Source organism: Pseudoclavibacter caeni, assembly GCF_008831125.1.
Classification (GTDB): domain Bacteria; phylum Actinomycetota; class Actinomycetes; order Actinomycetales; family Microbacteriaceae; genus Pseudoclavibacter_A; species Pseudoclavibacter_A caeni.
Genome location: NZ_WBKA01000001.1, coordinates 45320 through 61903 on the forward strand (window position 1 = coordinate 45320; position 16584 = coordinate 61903).

Sequence of the window (16584 nt, forward strand, 5' to 3'; positions counted from 1 at the left end):
GACCCGGTCACCCCCAGTGCGGTGGCCGCTGCTCGCGCAGCCAGCGCTCCTCGTCCCGGATCCGCTCCCGGTCGTCCCACGCGTCGACACGGTCGACCTGCGCCGCCGTGTGCTCGTCACCCTCCAGGGTGCGGTCGCGCGCGCTGAGCGCTCGGCGCCGCGCCGCATCCTCGGGACTCGGCACGGCGCCGAGCACGACCCGACGCGAGCCGATGCGGCGGATGCGCCCGTCGCCCGCCGTCATGCGCGCCCACGCCGCTCACGCTCGGCGCGCAGCCGCTCCACCTCGGCGCGATGCCGGGCGAACTCCGCGACGATCTCGTCGGCGATCCGCTGCGGATCGGCGAACAGCTCGAACGAGTACACCCGGCGGAACCGCCAGCCGAGCCGGGTGAGCAGCGAGGGATGCAGCCGCAACGCCTCGCGCAGCGTCCCCTGGCCGTAGTCGGCGTCGGTCTCGATGACCATCTGGGTGACCCCGTCGCTGACGACGAGGCCCAGCTCGTCGTCGAAGTGGTCGTTGACCGTGAGCCCCTGCCGGTGCAGTCGGCGACCGAGATCGACGAGCAGCGCCTGCGCCGAGAAGAACCGGCGCTCGGGCGCCTGCTCGCGCTCGCCGGCGAGCAGGTCGAACAGCACGCGGGGCGCGCCCGTCATCCGCTCGAGCTCCCCGGCTCGCGGATGCAGCGCCGAGACCAGGGTGAGGTGGCGGCGGGCGCGGGTCAGTGCGATCCCCAGCCACCGCATCCCGCGTGCGTCCGGGGTGAGCACCCCGAACGAGGAGAGCATCCGCCCGTGCGGGGTGCGGCCGTGACCGAGCGCGAGGATGACGCGATCCCGGCTGCGCGCCGTCGCCTGCGGGATGGTCAGCACGACGAACGGCTCCGGCCGCCCCGGGTCGAAGAACGCCGCGAGTGCCTGCCGGCTGGGCAGCGCCTGGCGGACCGCCTGACGCACCCGGTGCGCCATCGTCTCGCTCGGGGTGATCACCATGAGGCTCTCGTCCGGATGCCACACCGCCTCGGCGAACACGAGGTCGACCACACGCTCCACCTCGGCGGGCAGCGCCTCCACGCTGCCGGTGTCGGGGTCCGGCACGCCGCGCCCCGGCGCCTCGACCGAGACGACGTCGACGGCGGACTCCCCCGCGAATTCCGCGGCGCTCGGCAGCGCGCGGATCTGCCGGTCGTACCAGCGCCGGTCGACGAGGGACGCCAGCGCGCGCCCGCCCGCCCGGTAGCTGAAGTCGAGGGTGAACTCGGGCAGCAGCTCGCGCAGGGCGTCGAACGCCGATGGCTCGTCATCGATCGGCACCACGTCGCCGATGTTCGGGTCGAGGCTGAACCGCGTGGGCAGGCCGAGGACGGGATCGCCGAACGCGATGACCTGCTCGGCCTGCGCGATGGGCAGCACCGCCTCGGAGAGCGCGATGCCCGCCGCGTCGAGCAGGATGACCGTGTCGAAGTGCGCGCGCTCGGGCACGTCCGTGCCGTACTGGTACGGCGAGAACAGCCAGACCGGGGCGATTGCCCGGCCCACCACGGGCAGGCGCTGCATGAGCGTCGTCGGGTCCACGCGGTCGGCGAGGATGCGCTCGCGCAGCTCCTGCGCCTCGTCGCGGTGCAGCCCGATCGCCTCGCGCCAGCGGTCGGCGAGCACCGCGGCGAGCTCGGCCGCGTGGTCGTCGGCGATTTCGCGGTCGGCGGCGATGAAGTCCCGCTCCAGCCGGGCGAGCACCTGCGTGTTCGCGTTCAGCAGCGAGCCGTCTCGCTCGAGCAGCAGCTCGAGCACCGACTGCCACCAGGCCAGTTCCAGCTCGTCGGCGGCCCGCTCGGCGGTGACGTGCCGCCGGGCGAAGTCCTCCACGAGCTCGGAGAGCCCCTCTCGGTCGAGGGCGTCGAGCAGCTGGGCCCGCTCGTGCAGGTGCCGCAGAGCCGACTCGCCGCGGGCCAGCCCGTCGAGCACCGCCTGCAGCCGGTCGAGGGGCATCGTGCGCAGGTCACCGATGCGCGCCACGTCGAGCGGCCGGGCGAGCTCGTCCAGATCGGCCGTGAGCGCGGTGACCATGACGTTGACATCGCCGAGCCCCGCCGGCACGTTCGGCGGACGGTGCGCGGCCACCAGTCGCGACCACATCGTCCGCTCCTCCTGCACCTGCACGAGTGCCTCGTGCAGGTCGGCCACGTGCGCGCCGGGGCGCAGGTACTCGCGGGCGAGCTGCCGCAGCCGACGCCGGGAACCCACCGGCATGTCCTGGTCCCGCCGCGACGCGGTGGCGAGGATGAGCTCCTCGAGCGAGCGGTCGTAGACCACCGGCTGGAACCGGTCCAGAGTCTGCCGCACGCGCAGCAGCAGCCCGATGCCCTCCGCGATCTGCGCGAGGGTCTCGGGCCGGCGCAGCCCGGCCTCGTCGAACACCTCGCGGGCCCGCATCACCGTCTGTGCGAGGTCGCGGTCGGCCAGCCGCTTCGCGAGCAGGTAGACCGACTCGGCGTCCTGCGGCGTGGAGAAGGTCGCCCCGTACCACGGGGAGTCGTCGGGGCCGAAGTCGAACTGGCCGAAGTCGGCCGCCTGGCGCAGCAGCGCGGCCGCCGAGGTCCGGTCGACCGCGAGCGACTCGAGCACGCTCGAGTGCAGCCGCACCCGGGTGTGTGGGGGATCCGGCAGCAGCGCGAGCCGGGCGAGCTCGCTGAGCGCCTGCTCGACCGAGACGCCGTAGGGCTGGCGCACCTGCACGAGGCTGCGCCGGTAATCGAGCAGGGTGTCGCGCAGCCGCGCGTACGCCCCGGCCCGCTCCTCGCGGTCCCGGGGGCGGGAGGCGTGCTCGTTGCGGGAGATCGCCGCGATGAGGTCGTGACGGAGGCGCTGCGGGGTGACCGCGAGCCCGGGCAGCCCGCGGGAGGCGAGCCGGTCGGCCACGGCGTCCAGCGTCGCCCGCGCCGGAGCGACCACGGCGACGCGGCGCCCGGCGGGCACGAGTGCGGCGATCGTGTTCGCGACGGCCTGGGTCACCCCGGCGCCGGGGACGGTGCGGACGACGAACGACGACCCCGTGCTCGCCTGCGCCACGATGCGCTCCTGCTCGGCGCTCGCGTCGAGTACGAGCGTGTCCGACAGCGGCGAGCGCTCGTCGGCGGAGTTGACCGTCACCAGCCGGGCGCGCTCGACGAGCGCCTCGGCCGCCCCGGACACGCCCGCGATCGCGTCGAGCACCGGGTGGATGCGGGTGACCGCCCGTGCGGAGAGCTCGGCCGCGGCGGTGCTCGACGTGGCCAGCACCAGCCGGTTCTGGAACTCGATGCCCTCGACGAAGTGGAACTCTCGATCCAGCCGGGTCAGCGCCTCGTCCGGGTGGAATCCCTCGTCGTCGTGCACCGCGGCGACGATCCCGTCGACGTCGATCTCGGCGTCGAAGCGGCGCTCGAGCAGGGCCACCACCTCCGGGTTGACCGTCGACCGCCCGGTGATGAGCAGCTCGAAGTCCCCGCCGACCACCTGGATCGCCGCCGGCTGGACGATGAGCGGCTGACTGCCGCTGCGGCCGCGGGAGCCGTGCCACAACATCTCGCCGGCGAGCAGGTGAACGGCGTCGATGCCGCGATCCTCCGCCAGCTCCGCACCCTTGCGCTCGATGCGGCGCGCCGCCCGGACGGCGCGGGCGAACGCCCGGTCGTCACGGATCAGCGTGGACAGCCGTGTCACCCGTCCGCTGAACAGCCGGGCGATCCCGCCCGGGTGCGCCGTGCTGAGATCGAGCACGACCGGGGCGACGGGACCCGGCGCGGGGATGGTGCCGACCGCGGCGAGGCGATCACGCCAGCCCGCCCACGCGGCACTGCGCCGGTCCTGTTCTCCCGACACGCACTCCTCCGATTCCTCGACCCTCGTGACTCACCATACGTCCGGTGCCATCTGTCGTGCGCCGCACACGCCGGTCGCCGCACGGGGGTCAGGGCGTCCGGGATGCCGCCGGGTCTCGTCCGCACTCGTGCCACCGGCGGGAATCGAACCCGCGACGCGCAGTTTAGGAAACTGCCGCTCTATCCACTGAGCTACGGCGGCGTGGGCCGGGAGAGCCCTCCCGGTCGCTCGGCTCAGATCCGCACGAACGTGACCGCGCCGAAGTACTGCAGCGGGATGATCTCGACACTCTTGCCCGGACGCGGCGCATGGATCACCATGCCATTGCCCGCGTAGATGCCGATGTGCCCCGGGTGCCAGACGAGGTCACCGGGCTGCGCCTGATCCGGGTCGATCACCGTGCCAGCCGCCTTCTGCGCCGCGTCGGTGCGCGGCAGGCTCACGCCGTGCAGCCCGTAGACGTACTGCACGAGGCCTGAGCAGTCGAAGCCGGCCGGCGTCGTGCCACCCCAGACGTACGGCACGCCGAGGAACTGTCGGGCCGTCTCCACCACGTTCGAGCCGACGACGACCTGAGCGCGGGCGGTGCCCGACGGGGCGGGCGCGGCAGCCGTCGCGGAACCGGCGGTGCGCACGGTCGTCGGGGCCGACGTGTCGGGCACCGTCAGCTGGACCCGCGTCTTGGGCGTCTCCGCGGACAGGTCAGCGCTGGACGCCATGCCCTCGAGGGCCTCGCGCGCCTCGGCGGTCTGGGCCGCCTGTGCGGCCAGGGCCTGGCGCTCGTTGGCGATCGTCTGCACGCTCACCCCGGCATCGGCGGCGACCTGCACCTCGGCGGCCTGAGACGGGACCGCGGTGGCGAAGACCAGCCCACCGGCGACGGCGAGCGCGGCGAACGATCCTGTGAATGTGGAGCGGAGGGTTCTGGTCACCATGGTGCAGCAGTCTACCGCATCATCGTCGGCTGCCGGACCATCGGCCCCGCGGCGCGGCGTCGGACGACGGTCAGCAGCCGGTGACCGAGGCCGCACCACGGCCCTCCAGCCAGTCGAGCCCGTCGATGATCTGTCCGCTGCCGCCCGGCCACACGTCGCCGGAGCCGCCGTTCAGGTGGACCTCGAAGTGCAGGTGCGGCCCGGTGGAACGCCCCTCGTTGCCCACCCCCGCGATCGGCTGGCCGGCCTCGACGGTGTCACCCACCTTCACCAGCGCGCTGGAGAGCGGCATGTGGATGTACAGATGGTCGACCTGCGTGCCGTCCGGCAGATACGAACGGATGCCGATGAACGGCGTGCCATACGTGTTGTCCACCTTCACCACCGTGCCGGAGAGCGCGGCGACGATCGTCGTGCCGAGCGGAGCGGCCATGTCGACCCCATTGTGCATCCGCCCCCACCGCTGAGTGATCCGGGAGGTGACGGTGTACGTCCCCGCGGGCAGCGGGATCACCGTCTGGACGCCGTCGAGGGAGCCACCCCCGACCGTGCACCGCGCCGACGCCGTGTCGGAGGAGAGTCGCGCCGTGACACGCTCCTCGGCGGTCAGGAGATCGTCACCATCGAGCACGACGGCGCTGGCCGAGGAGGCCAGCAGCGCACCGGACTGCAGCGTGCCGGAGTCGACGAGCGCCGCCTCCTGATAGGCCAGCGCCTCGGGGGACATGCGGGTCATGTCGTTCGTCGCGGCCACGGCGGGAGAGACGGCGTAGGCGGGCATCGCGGCGGTGAGCCCGATGCCTCCGGCGATGCCGAGCACCAGCGCCGAGCGCAGCCCCCGCAGGCGCCGGCGCGGACGACGGGGACGCCCGCCGGGCAGCTCCGTCGTGGGGCGCATCGTGTCACGGACGAGACGACCTCCGGGCACCGCGGCCACCCGCAGCGTCTCCAACGAGGCGTTCGCGCGATCGGCGCCGTCGGAGGCGTCACCGGACGAGGCGACGGCCCCGTCCCCGGCCTGCTCCCGCTCGGTGCGACGGGCATCCTCCTCCGCCCAGATGCGACGCATCTCGCGTCGCGTGCGCGGTCGTTCGGGCACGGGGCGCGTGGTCTCAGCAGCCATGGGCGAGATGGTTCCTCTCTCCGGCGGACGCGACCCGGCACGGGCCACAGCACTCGAGTCTACCCGCCGGGACGACGCACCCCACAATCCCGACCCGCATCGGGACCCGCGACGGCGGCTCGGCGCCGCTCGATGCGGATCGGTGATCGTCGCGGATCAGTGGTCGTCGACGAAGATGTGCGCGGCGATCTCCGGGGCGAGCTCGAGGCCCTCGTCGCGTCCCTCCACCTTGACCCGCGTGTAGTCGCCGACCGCCTGGAGCGCGACCTCCGCGCCGGGCACGATGCCGACCTCTCGGAACTGGCGCAGCAGCTCGGGGTCGAGCTGCACGGGCTCGCCCATGCGGCGCACCCGGCGCACGAGCGGGGCCGCCTCGGTACGGGCGAGGCGGTGGACGTCCACCACCCCGTCACGGAACCCGCCGTTCTCGGGGAGCCCCAGCTCGTCGAGCCCCGGGATGGGGTTGCCGTACGGGCTCTCGTCTGTGCGTGAGATCAGCGGGACGATGCGCCGCTCGACGTCCTCGCTCATCACATGCTCCCAGCGGCAGGCCTCCTCGTGCACGAGCTCCCAGTCGAGCTTGATCACGTCGGCGAGCAGCCGCTCGGCGAGCCGGTGCTTGCGCATCACCCGCACCGCCTTCGCCCGCCCCTCCGGGGTGAGCTCCAGGTGCCGGTCACCGCTGACGATGACAAGCCCGTCACGCTCCATGCGCGAGACGGTCTGCGAGACCGTGGGCCCCGAGTGACCGAGTCGCTCGGAGATCCGGGCGCGCAGCGGCACGGTGCCCTCCTCCTCGAGCTCCAGGATCGTGCGCAGGTACATCTCAGTGGTGTCGATCAGATCCGTCACCGCGAAGTCCTCCTCCAGCCGCCACTGTGATCCGGGCGGGCGAAGTTAGTCTATCCTAATCTTCACGGCATGGCGGGCGGCGGTGCATCGCCAGCGGTCCCGCAGCCGGTCGCGTAGCATTGGCGGCATGGCCTCCATCGAGATCCCGAAGTCCCTGCTGCCCGCCGACGGCCGGTTCGGCTCCGGGCCGAGCCGCATCCGCGACGCCCAGCTGGACGCGCTGGCGGCGACCGGCCGGACGCTGCTGGGCACGTCGCACCGCGCGGCCCCCGTGCGCGACCTGGTCGCCGACCTGCAGGCCGGGCTCGCCGAGCTGTACCGCCTGCCCGAGGGATACGAGGTCGTGCTCGGTCTGGGCGGGGCGAGCGTGTTCTGGGACACCGCCGCCGCGGCGCTCGTCGAGCACCGCAGCCAGCACGTCGTGATCGGCGAGTTCAGCCGCAAGTTCGCCCGCGCCGCGAGCGCCCCGTGGCTCGCCGCCCCCGACCTGCGCGAGGCGGAGATCGGGCACGGCGCCGCGTGCGTGCCGACCGAGGGCGTGGACCTGTACGGCTGGCCGCACAACGAGACCTCGACCGGCGTGCAGCTGCCCGTCACCCGTGTGCCCGCCGATGGCGCGCTGAGCGTGGTGGACGGCACCAGCGCCGCCGGCGGCACCGACGTCGACCCGTCGCAGCTCGATGTCTACTACTTCTCGCCCCAGAAGAACATGGGCTCCGAGGGCGGCCTGTGGGTCGCGCTGATGAGCCCGGCGGCCATCGAGCGCGCCGAGCGGATCGCGGCGACCGACCGATTCATCCCCCAGGCGCTCTCGCTCGACGGGGCGATCCGCAACTCGCGCAAGCACCAGACGATCAACACCCCGGCCATCGCCACACTCTTCCTGCTCGACCAGCAGGTGCACTGGCTGCTCGGCAACGGTGGGCTGCCCTGGGCGGACGCGCGGACCCGCGAGACCTCGGATCTGGTCTACGACTGGGCCGAGCGCGACCCGCGGCTGGCCCCGTTCGTGAGCGACCCCGCCCTGCGCTCGCAGGTCGTGGCGACCGTCGACCTCGACGAGCGCATCCCCGCCGCGGCCGTCACGGACGCGCTGCGCGCGAACGGCATCGTCGACGTCAACGGCTACCGCAAGCTCGGCCGCAATCAGCTGCGCATCGGCACGTTCGTGGCGGTGCCACCGGAGGACGTCCGCCAGCTGCTCCGGTCGATCGATTACGTGCTCGACCGCCTGACGGACTGACCGCCTGGCGGGCCGGCCGCCTGACGGGCTGGCCAGCCAGGTGGACTGACCGCCTGGCGGGCCGGCCGCCAGGCCCGCCGCGGGAGACCGCGTGGCAGCGACCGCGTCCGCGGGTCAGCGCGACGTCGCCGACGCGGCGGCGTCGCCCCCCGGCTCGGGCGCATCCGACGCGTCCCCACCGGGCGCGCGCCCGTCCGTCCCCGCGGAGTCCGGCTCGGCATCCGCCTCCGGCCCAGCGGCATCCGACCCCGCCTCCGGCTCATCGACCGCGTCGTCGTCCCGATCCTCGTCGCCCCGCTCGTGCGCCGCGCGGTACTCCGCGAAACGCTCCGACCAGGGAATCCATTTCGGAGGCACCAGCGCGCCCTCGCCGGGCATGAGCCCGACCTCCAGCACCGTCGGCGCGGCGGTCGCGTCCGGGCGTCCCATCACCGCGGCCCACTCCCAGTGGGGGTACCCCGGCACGTCCGAGGCGAACCGCAGCGTCCAAACCTGCGGGTCGGCCTCGGGATCGGCGCGCAGCAGCCGGCCGATCTGCCGATCCGGGGCGATCTCCGCGAGCGCCGCCCGGGCCACCGCCTCGCTGGCGATGAAGTCGGCGGGATCGCCCGCCGCGTCCGCCGCGTCCGCCCGTCCGGGCTCCTCAGACATCAAGTTCGTCCGCCACCTTCCGCAGCATCGCCGCCACCTTGCGCGCATGGCCGTCCGACGGATAGCGGCCGTGCTTGAGTCCGCCGCCGATCCCGTCGAGCAGCTTGATCAGGTCCTCCACCACGACCGCCATGTCCTCGGCCGGCCGGCGCCGCCGGCGGGCCAGGCTCGGCGGGGCATCGAGCACCCGCACCGACAGCGCCTGGGCGCCGCGGCGACCCTCGGCCACCCCGAACTCGAGCCGGGTGCCGGCGCGCAGCGTGGACACGCCCGCGGGCAGCGCCGAGGCGTGCAGGAAGACCTCCTGCCCGTCATCGGCGGTGATGAACCCGAACCCCTTCTCCTCGTCGAAGAACTTCACTCTTCCGGTCGGCATCACACTTCTTCTCTCACGTGTTCTCTCGGCCGGTTCTGGGACGGCCGCGGGGGATCGCACCGCCGTGCGGCACAGGCGTCATCGCACCGGCGGCGCTCTGCAACTATTCTATAAGGATGATGACCACAGCCACACCAGATCGTTCGCGGGCCGAGAACGTGCTCGGCGCCATGGCGGTGGCCGTGGTCGGCCTCTCCGCCGTCTGCGCGCTCGTGACGGTCGTCACCGCGCTGACCGGCGTCCCGTTCACCGGCGTCCTCGCCCGCATCGTGCAGACGATCCCGCTGTTCGGGCTGCCCGCGGGGATGCTGCTCGTCATCGCCTTCACCCTCGCCGTCATCCGCCGCCGCCGCGCGACCCAGACCGGGGATGCGGGGCCGAGATCGTGAACGGCGCGCCCAGATGACCCTCATCGCCCACGCCGAGGCCGTCGTCCGGCTCCCGCCGGAGGCGCTCGCCCGGGTCGTCCGCGTCTCCCACCTGCCCCACGTGCACTTCAACGGGCTGCACGACCTCGTCCAGCGCCTCGCCCACGACGACGCCGTCGCCCGCCGGCTCGGCGAGCTCGACGCCGCCGCGCTGGCCGCCCTGCGCACCCCCGGCGTCCCCGCTCCCGAGGCGACCGCGCTGCTGCTCGCCGATGCCGCCGGGGCCCCGCTGCCCGGCGTGTCCGAGGTCATCGACGCCCTGGCCGCGCGTGCCGAGCCCGCCATCGCGCCGGTCGACGCCGCGGCCGTCCCCCCGTGGCAGGCCGTCGTGGCCGTGCAGACGCTCGTGCTCGACGCGCGGGACGCCCCACTGCCGCTCACCGCCGAGGGCCACGCCGCCCTCGCTGCACTCACCCGCACCGCCGAGACGCTCGACCTCGACCCGACCGAGCTCGCCGAGCTCGCCGGCATCGCCGTCGACGCCGGCCTGCTCGCCGAGGACGCGGACCACGCCCTGCGCCCGACCCCCGCGGCGTCCACCTGGCTCGACCTGGCCCCACTGCCGGCCTGGCGCGCACTCGCCCGCGGCACGGTGCCCGACCGGCTGCAACCGGATGTCGTCACCGACGGCGTCGCGACGATCGCCCGACGCGCGCACGCACACTGGCCGCTCGCCCGCGCCTGGCTCGACGACGCGCTGCAGACACTCGCCCGCGACTGGGCCCGGCTCGGCGTCGTCGACTCGGCCGACGAGCCGACCGCGCTCGGCCGGGCCTGGCTCTCCGACGACGACCGGGCGCTCGCCGAGCTCGCCGCCGGCTGGCCCGCGCCGACCGACTACGCCTACGCCTACAGCCATCTCGAGCTGCTCGTGCCGGGGCTCCTCCCACCGCGCGAGGCCGCCCGGCTGCGTCGCCTCGCCGATCCCGTCCGCCTCGTCGAGACCCACACCTACCGCATCGACCGCGACACGCTGCAACGCGCACTGCGGGCCGGAGAGACACCCGCGTCCCTGCGCGCGCTCCTGGACCGCCTGCTGCGCGGCGGGCCGAGCCAGCCGCTCGACTACCTGCTGCGCGAGCTCGAGCGCGCACATCCGGCGGACACCCCGGGACGCCCCGACGGCGCCGCCCCGGCCGCGACCGCGCAAGCCGCGACCACCCGGCCCGACGCCGCCGGCGCCCGCGACACCAGGGTGGCCCAGGCGCTCGAGCTCGTGGCCGAGTACCATGCGTCACCGGACGCCCGGGTGCGGATGCTGCTGGAGGCCTCGCAGCGCGAGCAGACCCCGGTGGCCGTCACCGTGACGGCGCGGGGCGTGACCCGCACGTTCGAGCTCGAGATCATCGGGCTCGGCGCGGGGCGCCTGCGCGGGCGCACCCCGGGCGCCGACCTCGAGCGCAGTCTGCCGCTCGCCGCGGTGGTGCGGGTGGAGCCGATCCCTGGGGACGCATCATGAGCCCCGCGCGAAGACCGTGCCGCAGCCCCGGCAACGACAGGAGAGGAGACCCGGGATGGGCCCGCTGATCGTGCAGAGCGACCGCAGCATCCTGCTCGAGCTCGACCACCCGCAGGCTGACGAGGCCCGCCAGGCGATCGCCGGCTTCGCCGAGCTGGAGAGCGCGCCGGAGCACGTGCACACCTACCGCATCACCCGGATGGGGCTGTGGAACGCCGCGGCCGCCGGGCAGACCGCCGACGCGATCATCGACGCCCTGCAGCGCCACGCGAAGTTCGCCGTGCCCGACACCGTGCTGCGCACGATCCGCGACGCGATGAGCCGCTACGGCCGACTCGACGTGCGCCGGGACACGCAGGGCCGGCTGCTGCTCGTCTCCGACGAGCCCCGCCTGCTCACCGAGGCCACCCGGCACAAGCGCGTGGCGGCCCTGCTCACCGAACGGGTCGACGACACGGCCTGGCTCGTGCAGGAATGGGCCCGCGGCGAGCTCAAGCAGCAGCTGCTGCGCATCGGCTGGCCCGCCGAGGATCACGCCGGCTACACCGAGGGTGACCCGATCGACGTGGCCCTGACCGACACGGACACCGCGGGGACGAACTCCACCGGGGCGGGCGCGGACGCCGGGGACGCGTCCGCCTGGCGGCTGCGCCCGTACCAGCGCGCGGCGGTCGACGCGTTTCGCGCCGGCGGCTCCGGCGTCGTCGTGCTGCCCTGCGGCGCCGGCAAGACGGTCGTCGGCGCGGCGACGATGGTCGACCTCGGCCGCAAGACGCTCATCCTGGTGACGAACACGCTCGCGGCCCACCAGTGGCGCGACGAGCTCGTGCGCCGCACCACGCTCACCGCCGAGGAGATCGGCGAGTACTCGGGCGAGGAGAAGCGCGTGCTGCCGGTCACGATCGCGACCTACCAGATGCTCACCGCGCGCCGTGGGGGGCACTACACGCATCTGGGACTGCTCGACGCGCAGAACTGGGGCCTCATCATCTACGACGAGGTGCACCTGCTGCCGGCCCCGGTGTTCAAGCTCACCGCCGAGCTGCAGGCCCGCCGCCGGCTCGGCCTGACCGCGACCCTCGTGCGCGAGGACGGTCGCGAGTCCGACGTGTTCTCGCTCATCGGCCCCAAGCGGTACGAGGCACCCTGGCGCGACATCGAGGCGCAGGGGTACATCTCGCCCGCCGAGTGCATCGAGGTGCGCGTGCGGATGGCCGACGCCGAGCGCGACCGCTACGCGATGCTCGCCGACGCCGACCGCTACCATGCCACCGCGCTGGCCCGGGCGAAGCTCGACGCGGTGAGCCTGCTGCTCGCCCGGCACGCGGACGACCAGACGCTGGTGATCGGCCAGTACCTCGACCAGCTGCAGGCCATCGCCGCCCGCACCGGCCTGCCGCTGATCACCGGCCGCACCACGACCGCCGAGCGGGAGCGGCTGTTCGCCGCGTTCCGTGCCGGCGAGCAGCGCGCGCTCATCGTCTCGAAGGTCGCCAACTTTTCGGTCGACCTGCCGGACGCCCGGGTCGCCATCCAGGTCTCCGGCGCGTTCGGGTCGCGACAGGAGGAGGCGCAGCGGCTCGGCCGCATCCTGCGCCCCAACGCCGACGGCCGCACATCGCTGTTCTACACCGTGGTCGTCGGCGACACGGTCGACCAGGACTACGCCCTCTCCCGGCAGCGCTTCCTGAGCGAGCAGGGGTACGGCTACCGGATCGTCGACGCGGAGGACCTCGCCCCGGAGGCGCACGCATGACCGCGAGCGACGCCCGCCCGGGCGTCCTCATCGTCGACGACGAGCCGAGCATCCGCGAGCTGCTCTCCGTGGCCCTCCGCTTCGCGGGCTTCACACCCCGCTTCGCCGCGGACGGCGACCACGCGCTGGCGGAGGTCGCCCGCGACGCGCCCGCGCTGATCCTGCTCGACATCATGATGCCCGGCCTCGACGGCGTCGCCGTCGCCCGGCGGTTGCGCGAGGCGGGCAGCCGCGTGCCGATCATCTTCCTCACCGCGAAGGACCAGACCCGCGACAAGGTGCGCGGCCTCGAGCTCGCCGACGACTATGTGACCAAGCCGTTCAGCATGGACGAGCTCATCGCCCGGATCCAGGCCGTGATGCGACGGGCCGCGCTGGCGTCGGAGCCGTCCGCGTCCCCGGCGTCCGCGCCCACGGCGGCCGGCCCCGCCGCCGCCCAGGCCGCGGCGATCACGCTGCGCGTGGGCCGGATGGAGCTCGACGAGGACCGATGCCGGATCAGCGTCCTCGGCCAGCCGCTCGAGCTGAGCCCGACGGAGTACCAGCTGCTGGGCTATCTGATGGAGAACGCGAACCGCGTCGTCTCCAAGCAGCAGATCATGAGCGCGGTGTGGCCGCCTTGGTTCTCCGGCGACGCGAGCATCGTCGAGACGTATATCTCGTCGCTGCGCCGCAAGCTGTCACCGCTGACCGGCCCGCACACAATCCGCACCAGGCGCGGCTTCGGATATGTGCTGGATGCCGAGCAGGCCGCCTCGCCGGGCACCCGTGAGGAGCTCGAGCGGGCGGCGCGCGAGGGGAGGCGGCGGTGAGGCGCCTGTTCCGCTCCCTGTCGCTGCAGGAGCACATCACCGGGCTCGTCCTGACGGTCATGTTCCTGTCGATGGCCGCGCTGGTGCTCGGCGTGCACGAGTTCATCCACACCGCCCTGCTCGCCCGGGTCAGCCCGACCTTCACCGAGGAGAGCGCCCTGTCCGTGCTCTCCCAGTACGACTTCATCCTGACATCGATCGCCCTGCTGGTCTGGATCGCCTCCGGCCTGCTGATCTGGTTCGTGGCGCGGCTCGCCCTGCGGCCGCTCGCCCGCGCCGAGCGCGCGGCCGCGCAGATCGCCGCCGGGAACTACCGGGTGCGGCTGCCGGTCGGGCACCGCTCCACGGAGATCAACCGGCTGTACTCCGCGATCAACCTCATGGCGGCCGGCATCAACCAGGCGGTCTCCGCCCAGGCCGAGACGGCCGCGCGGATGCGGGAGTTCGTCAGCGACGCGAGCCACGAGATGCGCACGCCGCTGGTCACCGTCCGCGGATACGCGGAGCTGTACCGCATCGGCGCGCTCACCGACGAGGAGGCGGTGCACACCGCGTTCCACCGGATCGAGCACGAGGCGACCCGGCTGTCCAGTCTGGTGGAGGATCTGCTCACCCTCGTCCGCGTGGGCACGGTCAGCCATGGCGCGGCGGAGACCTTCGACCTGTGCGCCATCGCCGCGGAGTGCGCCCATGACGCCCGGGCGCGGTCGCCCGAGCGGGCTGTGACGGTCGACGCGCCGGAGCCGATCATGGTGCACGGTCACCGCGACCAGCTGCGCCAGGTCATCGTGAACCTGCTGGCCAACGCCCTGCGCTTCTCCGACGGCCCGGTCGAGTTGCGTGTCCGACGGCACGCGCGCGCCATCACCCTCCAGTGCATCGATCACGGCGAGGGCATCCCGCCCGAGGCGCGGGAGCGCGTCTTCGAGCGGTTCTGGCGCGGCGAGTCGTCGCGGGCGCGCTCGACCGGCGGCACCGGCCTCGGCCTCGCGATCGTCAGGGCGATCGTCGAGGAGCACCACGGCGAGATCCACATCGGCGACACCTACGGGGGCGGGGCCACGTTCACCGTCGTGCTGCCGACGCCGGAGAGCGCGTCGGCCGCGGCACACTGACCCGCGGCCCGTCGGCGGACGCGCCGGCCGGCCACGCCGCGGAACACGCGCGTCAGCCTCCCGGCCGGCACGCCCGCCGGCCCACGGTCGGGCCCATCCACGCCAGCCCGGCCACGGGCATCAGCCGCCACCTCCACCGGGAGACGCGAGGGCCCCGACACGATCACTCGTGTCGGGGCCCTCGCGTCAGCGTGACGTGCGAGCGTCAGGCGTGGATCAGAAGTCCATGCCCGCGTTCGGGTCGGCGGCCGGGGCGGCCGGCTTCGGCTCCGGCTTCTCGGCCACGACGGCCTCGGTGGTCAGGAACAGCCCGGCGATGGACGCCGCGTTCTGCAGCGCGGAGCGGGTGACCTTGACCGGGTCGGCGATGCCGGCGTCCAGCAGGTTCACGTACTCGCCGGTGGCCGCGTTCAGCCCCTCGCCCGGAGCCAGGGTCGACACCTTCTCGGCGACGACGCCCGGCTCGAGCCCGGCGTTCAACGCGATCTGCTTCAGCGGCGCGGTGACGCCCTTGCGCACGATCTGCGCACCGGTCGCCTCGTCGCCGGTGAGGTCGAGGGTGTCGATCACGTGCGAGGCCTGGATCAGGGCCACGCCGCCGCCGGCGACGATGCCCTCCTCCTGGGCGGCCTTCGCGTTGCGGACGGCGTCCTCGATGCGGGCCTTGCGCTCCTTGAGCTCCGGCTCCGTGGCGGCGCCGACCTTGATGACGGCCACGCCGCCGGAGATCTTCGCCAGCCGCTCCTGCAGCTTCTCGCGGTCGTAGTCGGAGTCGGTCTTCTCGATCTCGGCGCGGATCTGGTTAGCCCGCCCCTCGATCTGCGCCTTGTCGCCGGCGCCGTCGACGATGGTGGTCTCATCCTTGGTGACGACGACCTTGCGGGCCCGGCCGAGCATGCTCAGGTCGGTATTCTCGAGCTTCAGGCCGAGCTCCTCGGCGATGACCTGGCCGCCGGTCAGGATCGCGATGTCCTGCAGCATGGCCTTGCGGCGGTCACCGAAGCCGGGGGCCTTGACGGCGACCGACTTGAAGATGCCGCGGATCTTGTTGACGACCAGGGTGGCCAGCGCCTCGCCCTCGACATCCTCGGCGATGATGAGCAGCTCCTTGCCGGCCTCACGCACGCGGTTCAGCACTGGCACCAGGTCGTTGATGGCCGAGATCTTGCCGTTGACGATCAGGATGTAGGGGTCGTCGAGCACGGCCTCCTGACGCTCCGGATCGGTGATGAAGTACTGCGAGAGCACGCCCTTGTCGAAGCGCAGGCCCTCGGTGATCTCGAGGTCGATGCCGAAGGTGTTCGACTCCTCGACGGTGACCACGCCCTCCTTCGAGACGGTGTGAATCGCCTTGGCGATGATCCTGCCGATCTCGGGGTCGCCGGCGGAGATCGACGCGGTGGCCGCGGTCTCCTCCTCGGTCTCGACCTCCTTGGAGCTGGCGAGCAGCTGCTTGACGACGGCCTCGGTCGCCTTGTCGATGCCGCGGCGCAGGCTGACCGGGTCGGCCCCGGCGGCCACGTTGCGCAGGCCCTCCTTCACCAGCGACTGGGCGAGCACGGTCGCGGTCGTGGTGCCGTCGCCGGCGACGTCATCAGTCTTCTTGGCGACCTCCTTGACAAGCTCCGCGCCGATCTTCTCGTACGGGTCGTCGAGCTCGATCTCCTTGGCAATGGACACGCCGTCGTTGGTGATCGTCGGGGCGCCCCACTTCTTCTCGAGCACGACGTTGCGACCGCGCGGGCCGAGGGTCACTTTCACGGTGTCGGCGAGGATGTTGAGGCCGCGCTCCAGGCCGCGGCGGGCCTCCTCTTCAAAGGCGATGATCTTAGCCATGCGAACTCGTCCCTTCTGGACTTCTCGGAAGTATCTTCGTTAGCACTCCGCGTTCACGAGTGCCAATACATGATTAGCACTCGCCCCTGGAGAGTGCAAGCCCTGTGCGCGGATGCCGCCACACGGAGCCCCGCCCG

General features: G+C 73.1%; 14 protein-coding genes and 1 tRNA gene. 6 read left to right on the forward strand and 9 right to left on the reverse strand.

Annotation, left to right across the window (positions count from 1 at the left end):
* Positions 1–7: 7 nt before the first annotated feature.
* From F8O02_RS00225 to F8O02_RS00250, 6 genes are all read right to left on the reverse strand, one after another.
* Positions 8–244, reverse strand: a complete 237-nt coding sequence (locus F8O02_RS00225; protein ID WP_158035191.1) for a hypothetical protein — start codon at positions 242–244, stop codon at positions 8–10.
* Entirely contained in the window at positions 241–3861 is a 3621-nt protein-coding gene (locus tag F8O02_RS00230) for an ATP-binding protein (RefSeq protein ID WP_158035192.1), read from the reverse strand. Before F8O02_RS00230 ends, F8O02_RS00225 begins: the two co-directional genes overlap by 4 nt.
* Positions 3862–3989: 128 nt before the next feature.
* Positions 3990–4062, reverse strand: a tRNA-Arg gene (locus F8O02_RS00235).
* A gap of 32 nt (positions 4063–4094) precedes the next feature.
* The gene (locus F8O02_RS00240; protein ID WP_218859530.1) at positions 4095–4796 is read right to left on the reverse strand and encodes a C40 family peptidase; all 702 of its coding nucleotides are present in this window, start codon (positions 4794–4796) and stop codon (positions 4095–4097) included.
* A 70-nt stretch (positions 4797–4866) separates the two neighbouring features.
* Positions 4867–5919 carry a M23 family metallopeptidase gene (locus tag F8O02_RS00245; protein WP_158035193.1) on the reverse strand — a complete coding sequence of 351 codons (1053 nt, stop codon included), beginning with the start codon at positions 5917–5919 and terminating at the stop codon, positions 4867–4869.
* 156 nt (positions 5920–6075) lie between these two features.
* Entirely contained in the window at positions 6076–6771 is a 696-nt protein-coding gene (locus F8O02_RS00250; protein WP_158035194.1) for a metal-dependent transcriptional regulator, read from the reverse strand.
* A gap of 127 nt (positions 6772–6898) precedes the next feature.
* Here F8O02_RS00250 and serC point away from each other — a divergent pair, with 127 nt between their 5' ends.
* Positions 6899–8014: a phosphoserine transaminase gene (gene serC, locus F8O02_RS00255; RefSeq protein WP_158035195.1), complete on the forward strand. Its 1116-nt coding sequence runs from the start codon at positions 6899–6901 to the stop codon at positions 8012–8014.
* Between the two features lie 114 nt (positions 8015–8128).
* On the opposite strand, the gene F8O02_RS00260 is transcribed toward serC, so the two are convergent.
* Together F8O02_RS00260 and F8O02_RS00265 are read right to left on the reverse strand one after the other, a co-directional pair.
* The gene (locus tag F8O02_RS00260; RefSeq protein WP_179416260.1) at positions 8129–8665 is read right to left on the reverse strand and encodes a DUF3027 domain-containing protein; all 537 of its coding nucleotides are present in this window, start codon (positions 8663–8665) and stop codon (positions 8129–8131) included.
* Positions 8658–9041, reverse strand: coding sequence for a cold-shock protein (locus F8O02_RS00265; RefSeq protein WP_158035197.1), 384 nt, complete (start codon positions 9039–9041; stop codon positions 8658–8660). The genes F8O02_RS00260 and F8O02_RS00265 overlap by 8 nt, the downstream gene beginning before the upstream one ends.
* A gap of 116 nt (positions 9042–9157) precedes the next feature.
* Between F8O02_RS00265 and F8O02_RS00270 the strand changes: the two genes are divergently transcribed.
* From F8O02_RS00270 to F8O02_RS00290, 5 genes are read left to right on the forward strand one after another with little or no spacing between them, the layout of a single operon-like run.
* Positions 9158–9430 (forward strand): hypothetical protein, encoded by a 273-nt coding sequence (locus F8O02_RS00270; RefSeq protein WP_158035198.1) that lies wholly within the window; start codon positions 9158–9160, stop codon positions 9428–9430.
* A 13-nt stretch (positions 9431–9443) separates the two neighbouring features.
* A complete protein-coding gene (locus tag F8O02_RS00275) occupies positions 9444–10928 on the forward strand; it encodes a helicase-associated domain-containing protein (RefSeq protein ID WP_158035199.1) in 1485 nt (494 codons plus the stop codon).
* A 55-nt stretch (positions 10929–10983) separates the two neighbouring features.
* Positions 10984–12684: a DNA repair helicase XPB gene (locus tag F8O02_RS00280; protein WP_158035200.1), complete on the forward strand. Its 1701-nt coding sequence runs from the start codon at positions 10984–10986 to the stop codon at positions 12682–12684.
* Positions 12681–13496: a response regulator transcription factor gene (locus F8O02_RS00285; RefSeq protein ID WP_158035201.1), complete on the forward strand. Its 816-nt coding sequence runs from the start codon at positions 12681–12683 to the stop codon at positions 13494–13496. Before F8O02_RS00280 ends, F8O02_RS00285 begins: the two co-directional genes overlap by 4 nt.
* Entirely contained in the window at positions 13493–14611 is a 1119-nt protein-coding gene (locus F8O02_RS00290; RefSeq protein WP_158035202.1) for a sensor histidine kinase, read from the forward strand. The genes F8O02_RS00285 and F8O02_RS00290 overlap by 4 nt, the downstream gene beginning before the upstream one ends.
* A 216-nt stretch (positions 14612–14827) precedes the next feature.
* Here the strand turns inward: F8O02_RS00290 and groL are convergent, their stop codons facing one another.
* Positions 14828–16447 carry a chaperonin GroEL gene (gene groL, locus F8O02_RS00295; RefSeq protein ID WP_158035203.1) on the reverse strand — a complete coding sequence of 540 codons (1620 nt, stop codon included), beginning with the start codon at positions 16445–16447 and terminating at the stop codon, positions 14828–14830.
* Positions 16448–16584: the final 137 nt, after the last annotated feature.

Coding starts and splice junctions, on each gene's coding strand:
- F8O02_RS00285 (WP_158035201.1), top strand. CDS start 12,681: ATGACCGCGAGCGACGCCCGCCCGGGCGTCCTCATCGTCGACGACGAG.
- serC (WP_158035195.1), top strand. CDS start 6,899: ATGGCCTCCATCGAGATCCCGAAGTCCCTGCTGCCCGCCGACGGCCGG.
- F8O02_RS00225 (WP_158035191.1), bottom strand. CDS start 244: ATGACGGCGGGCGACGGGCGCATCCGCCGCATCGGCTCGCGTCGGGTC.
- F8O02_RS00265 (WP_158035197.1), bottom strand. CDS start 9,041: ATGCCGACCGGAAGAGTGAAGTTCTTCGACGAGGAGAAGGGGTTCGGG.
- F8O02_RS00260 (WP_179416260.1), bottom strand. CDS start 8,665: ATGTCTGAGGAGCCCGGACGGGCGGACGCGGCGGACGCGGCGGGCGAT.
- F8O02_RS00280 (WP_158035200.1), top strand. CDS start 10,984: ATGGGCCCGCTGATCGTGCAGAGCGACCGCAGCATCCTGCTCGAGCTC.
- F8O02_RS00270 (WP_158035198.1), top strand. CDS start 9,158: ATGATGACCACAGCCACACCAGATCGTTCGCGGGCCGAGAACGTGCTC.
- F8O02_RS00240 (WP_218859530.1), bottom strand. CDS start 4,796: ATGGTGACCAGAACCCTCCGCTCCACATTCACAGGATCGTTCGCCGCG.
- F8O02_RS00275 (WP_158035199.1), top strand. CDS start 9,444: ATGACCCTCATCGCCCACGCCGAGGCCGTCGTCCGGCTCCCGCCGGAG.
- F8O02_RS00245 (WP_158035193.1), bottom strand. CDS start 5,919: ATGGCTGCTGAGACCACGCGCCCCGTGCCCGAACGACCGCGCACGCGA.
- groL (WP_158035203.1), bottom strand. CDS start 16,447: ATGGCTAAGATCATCGCCTTTGAAGAGGAGGCCCGCCGCGGCCTGGAG.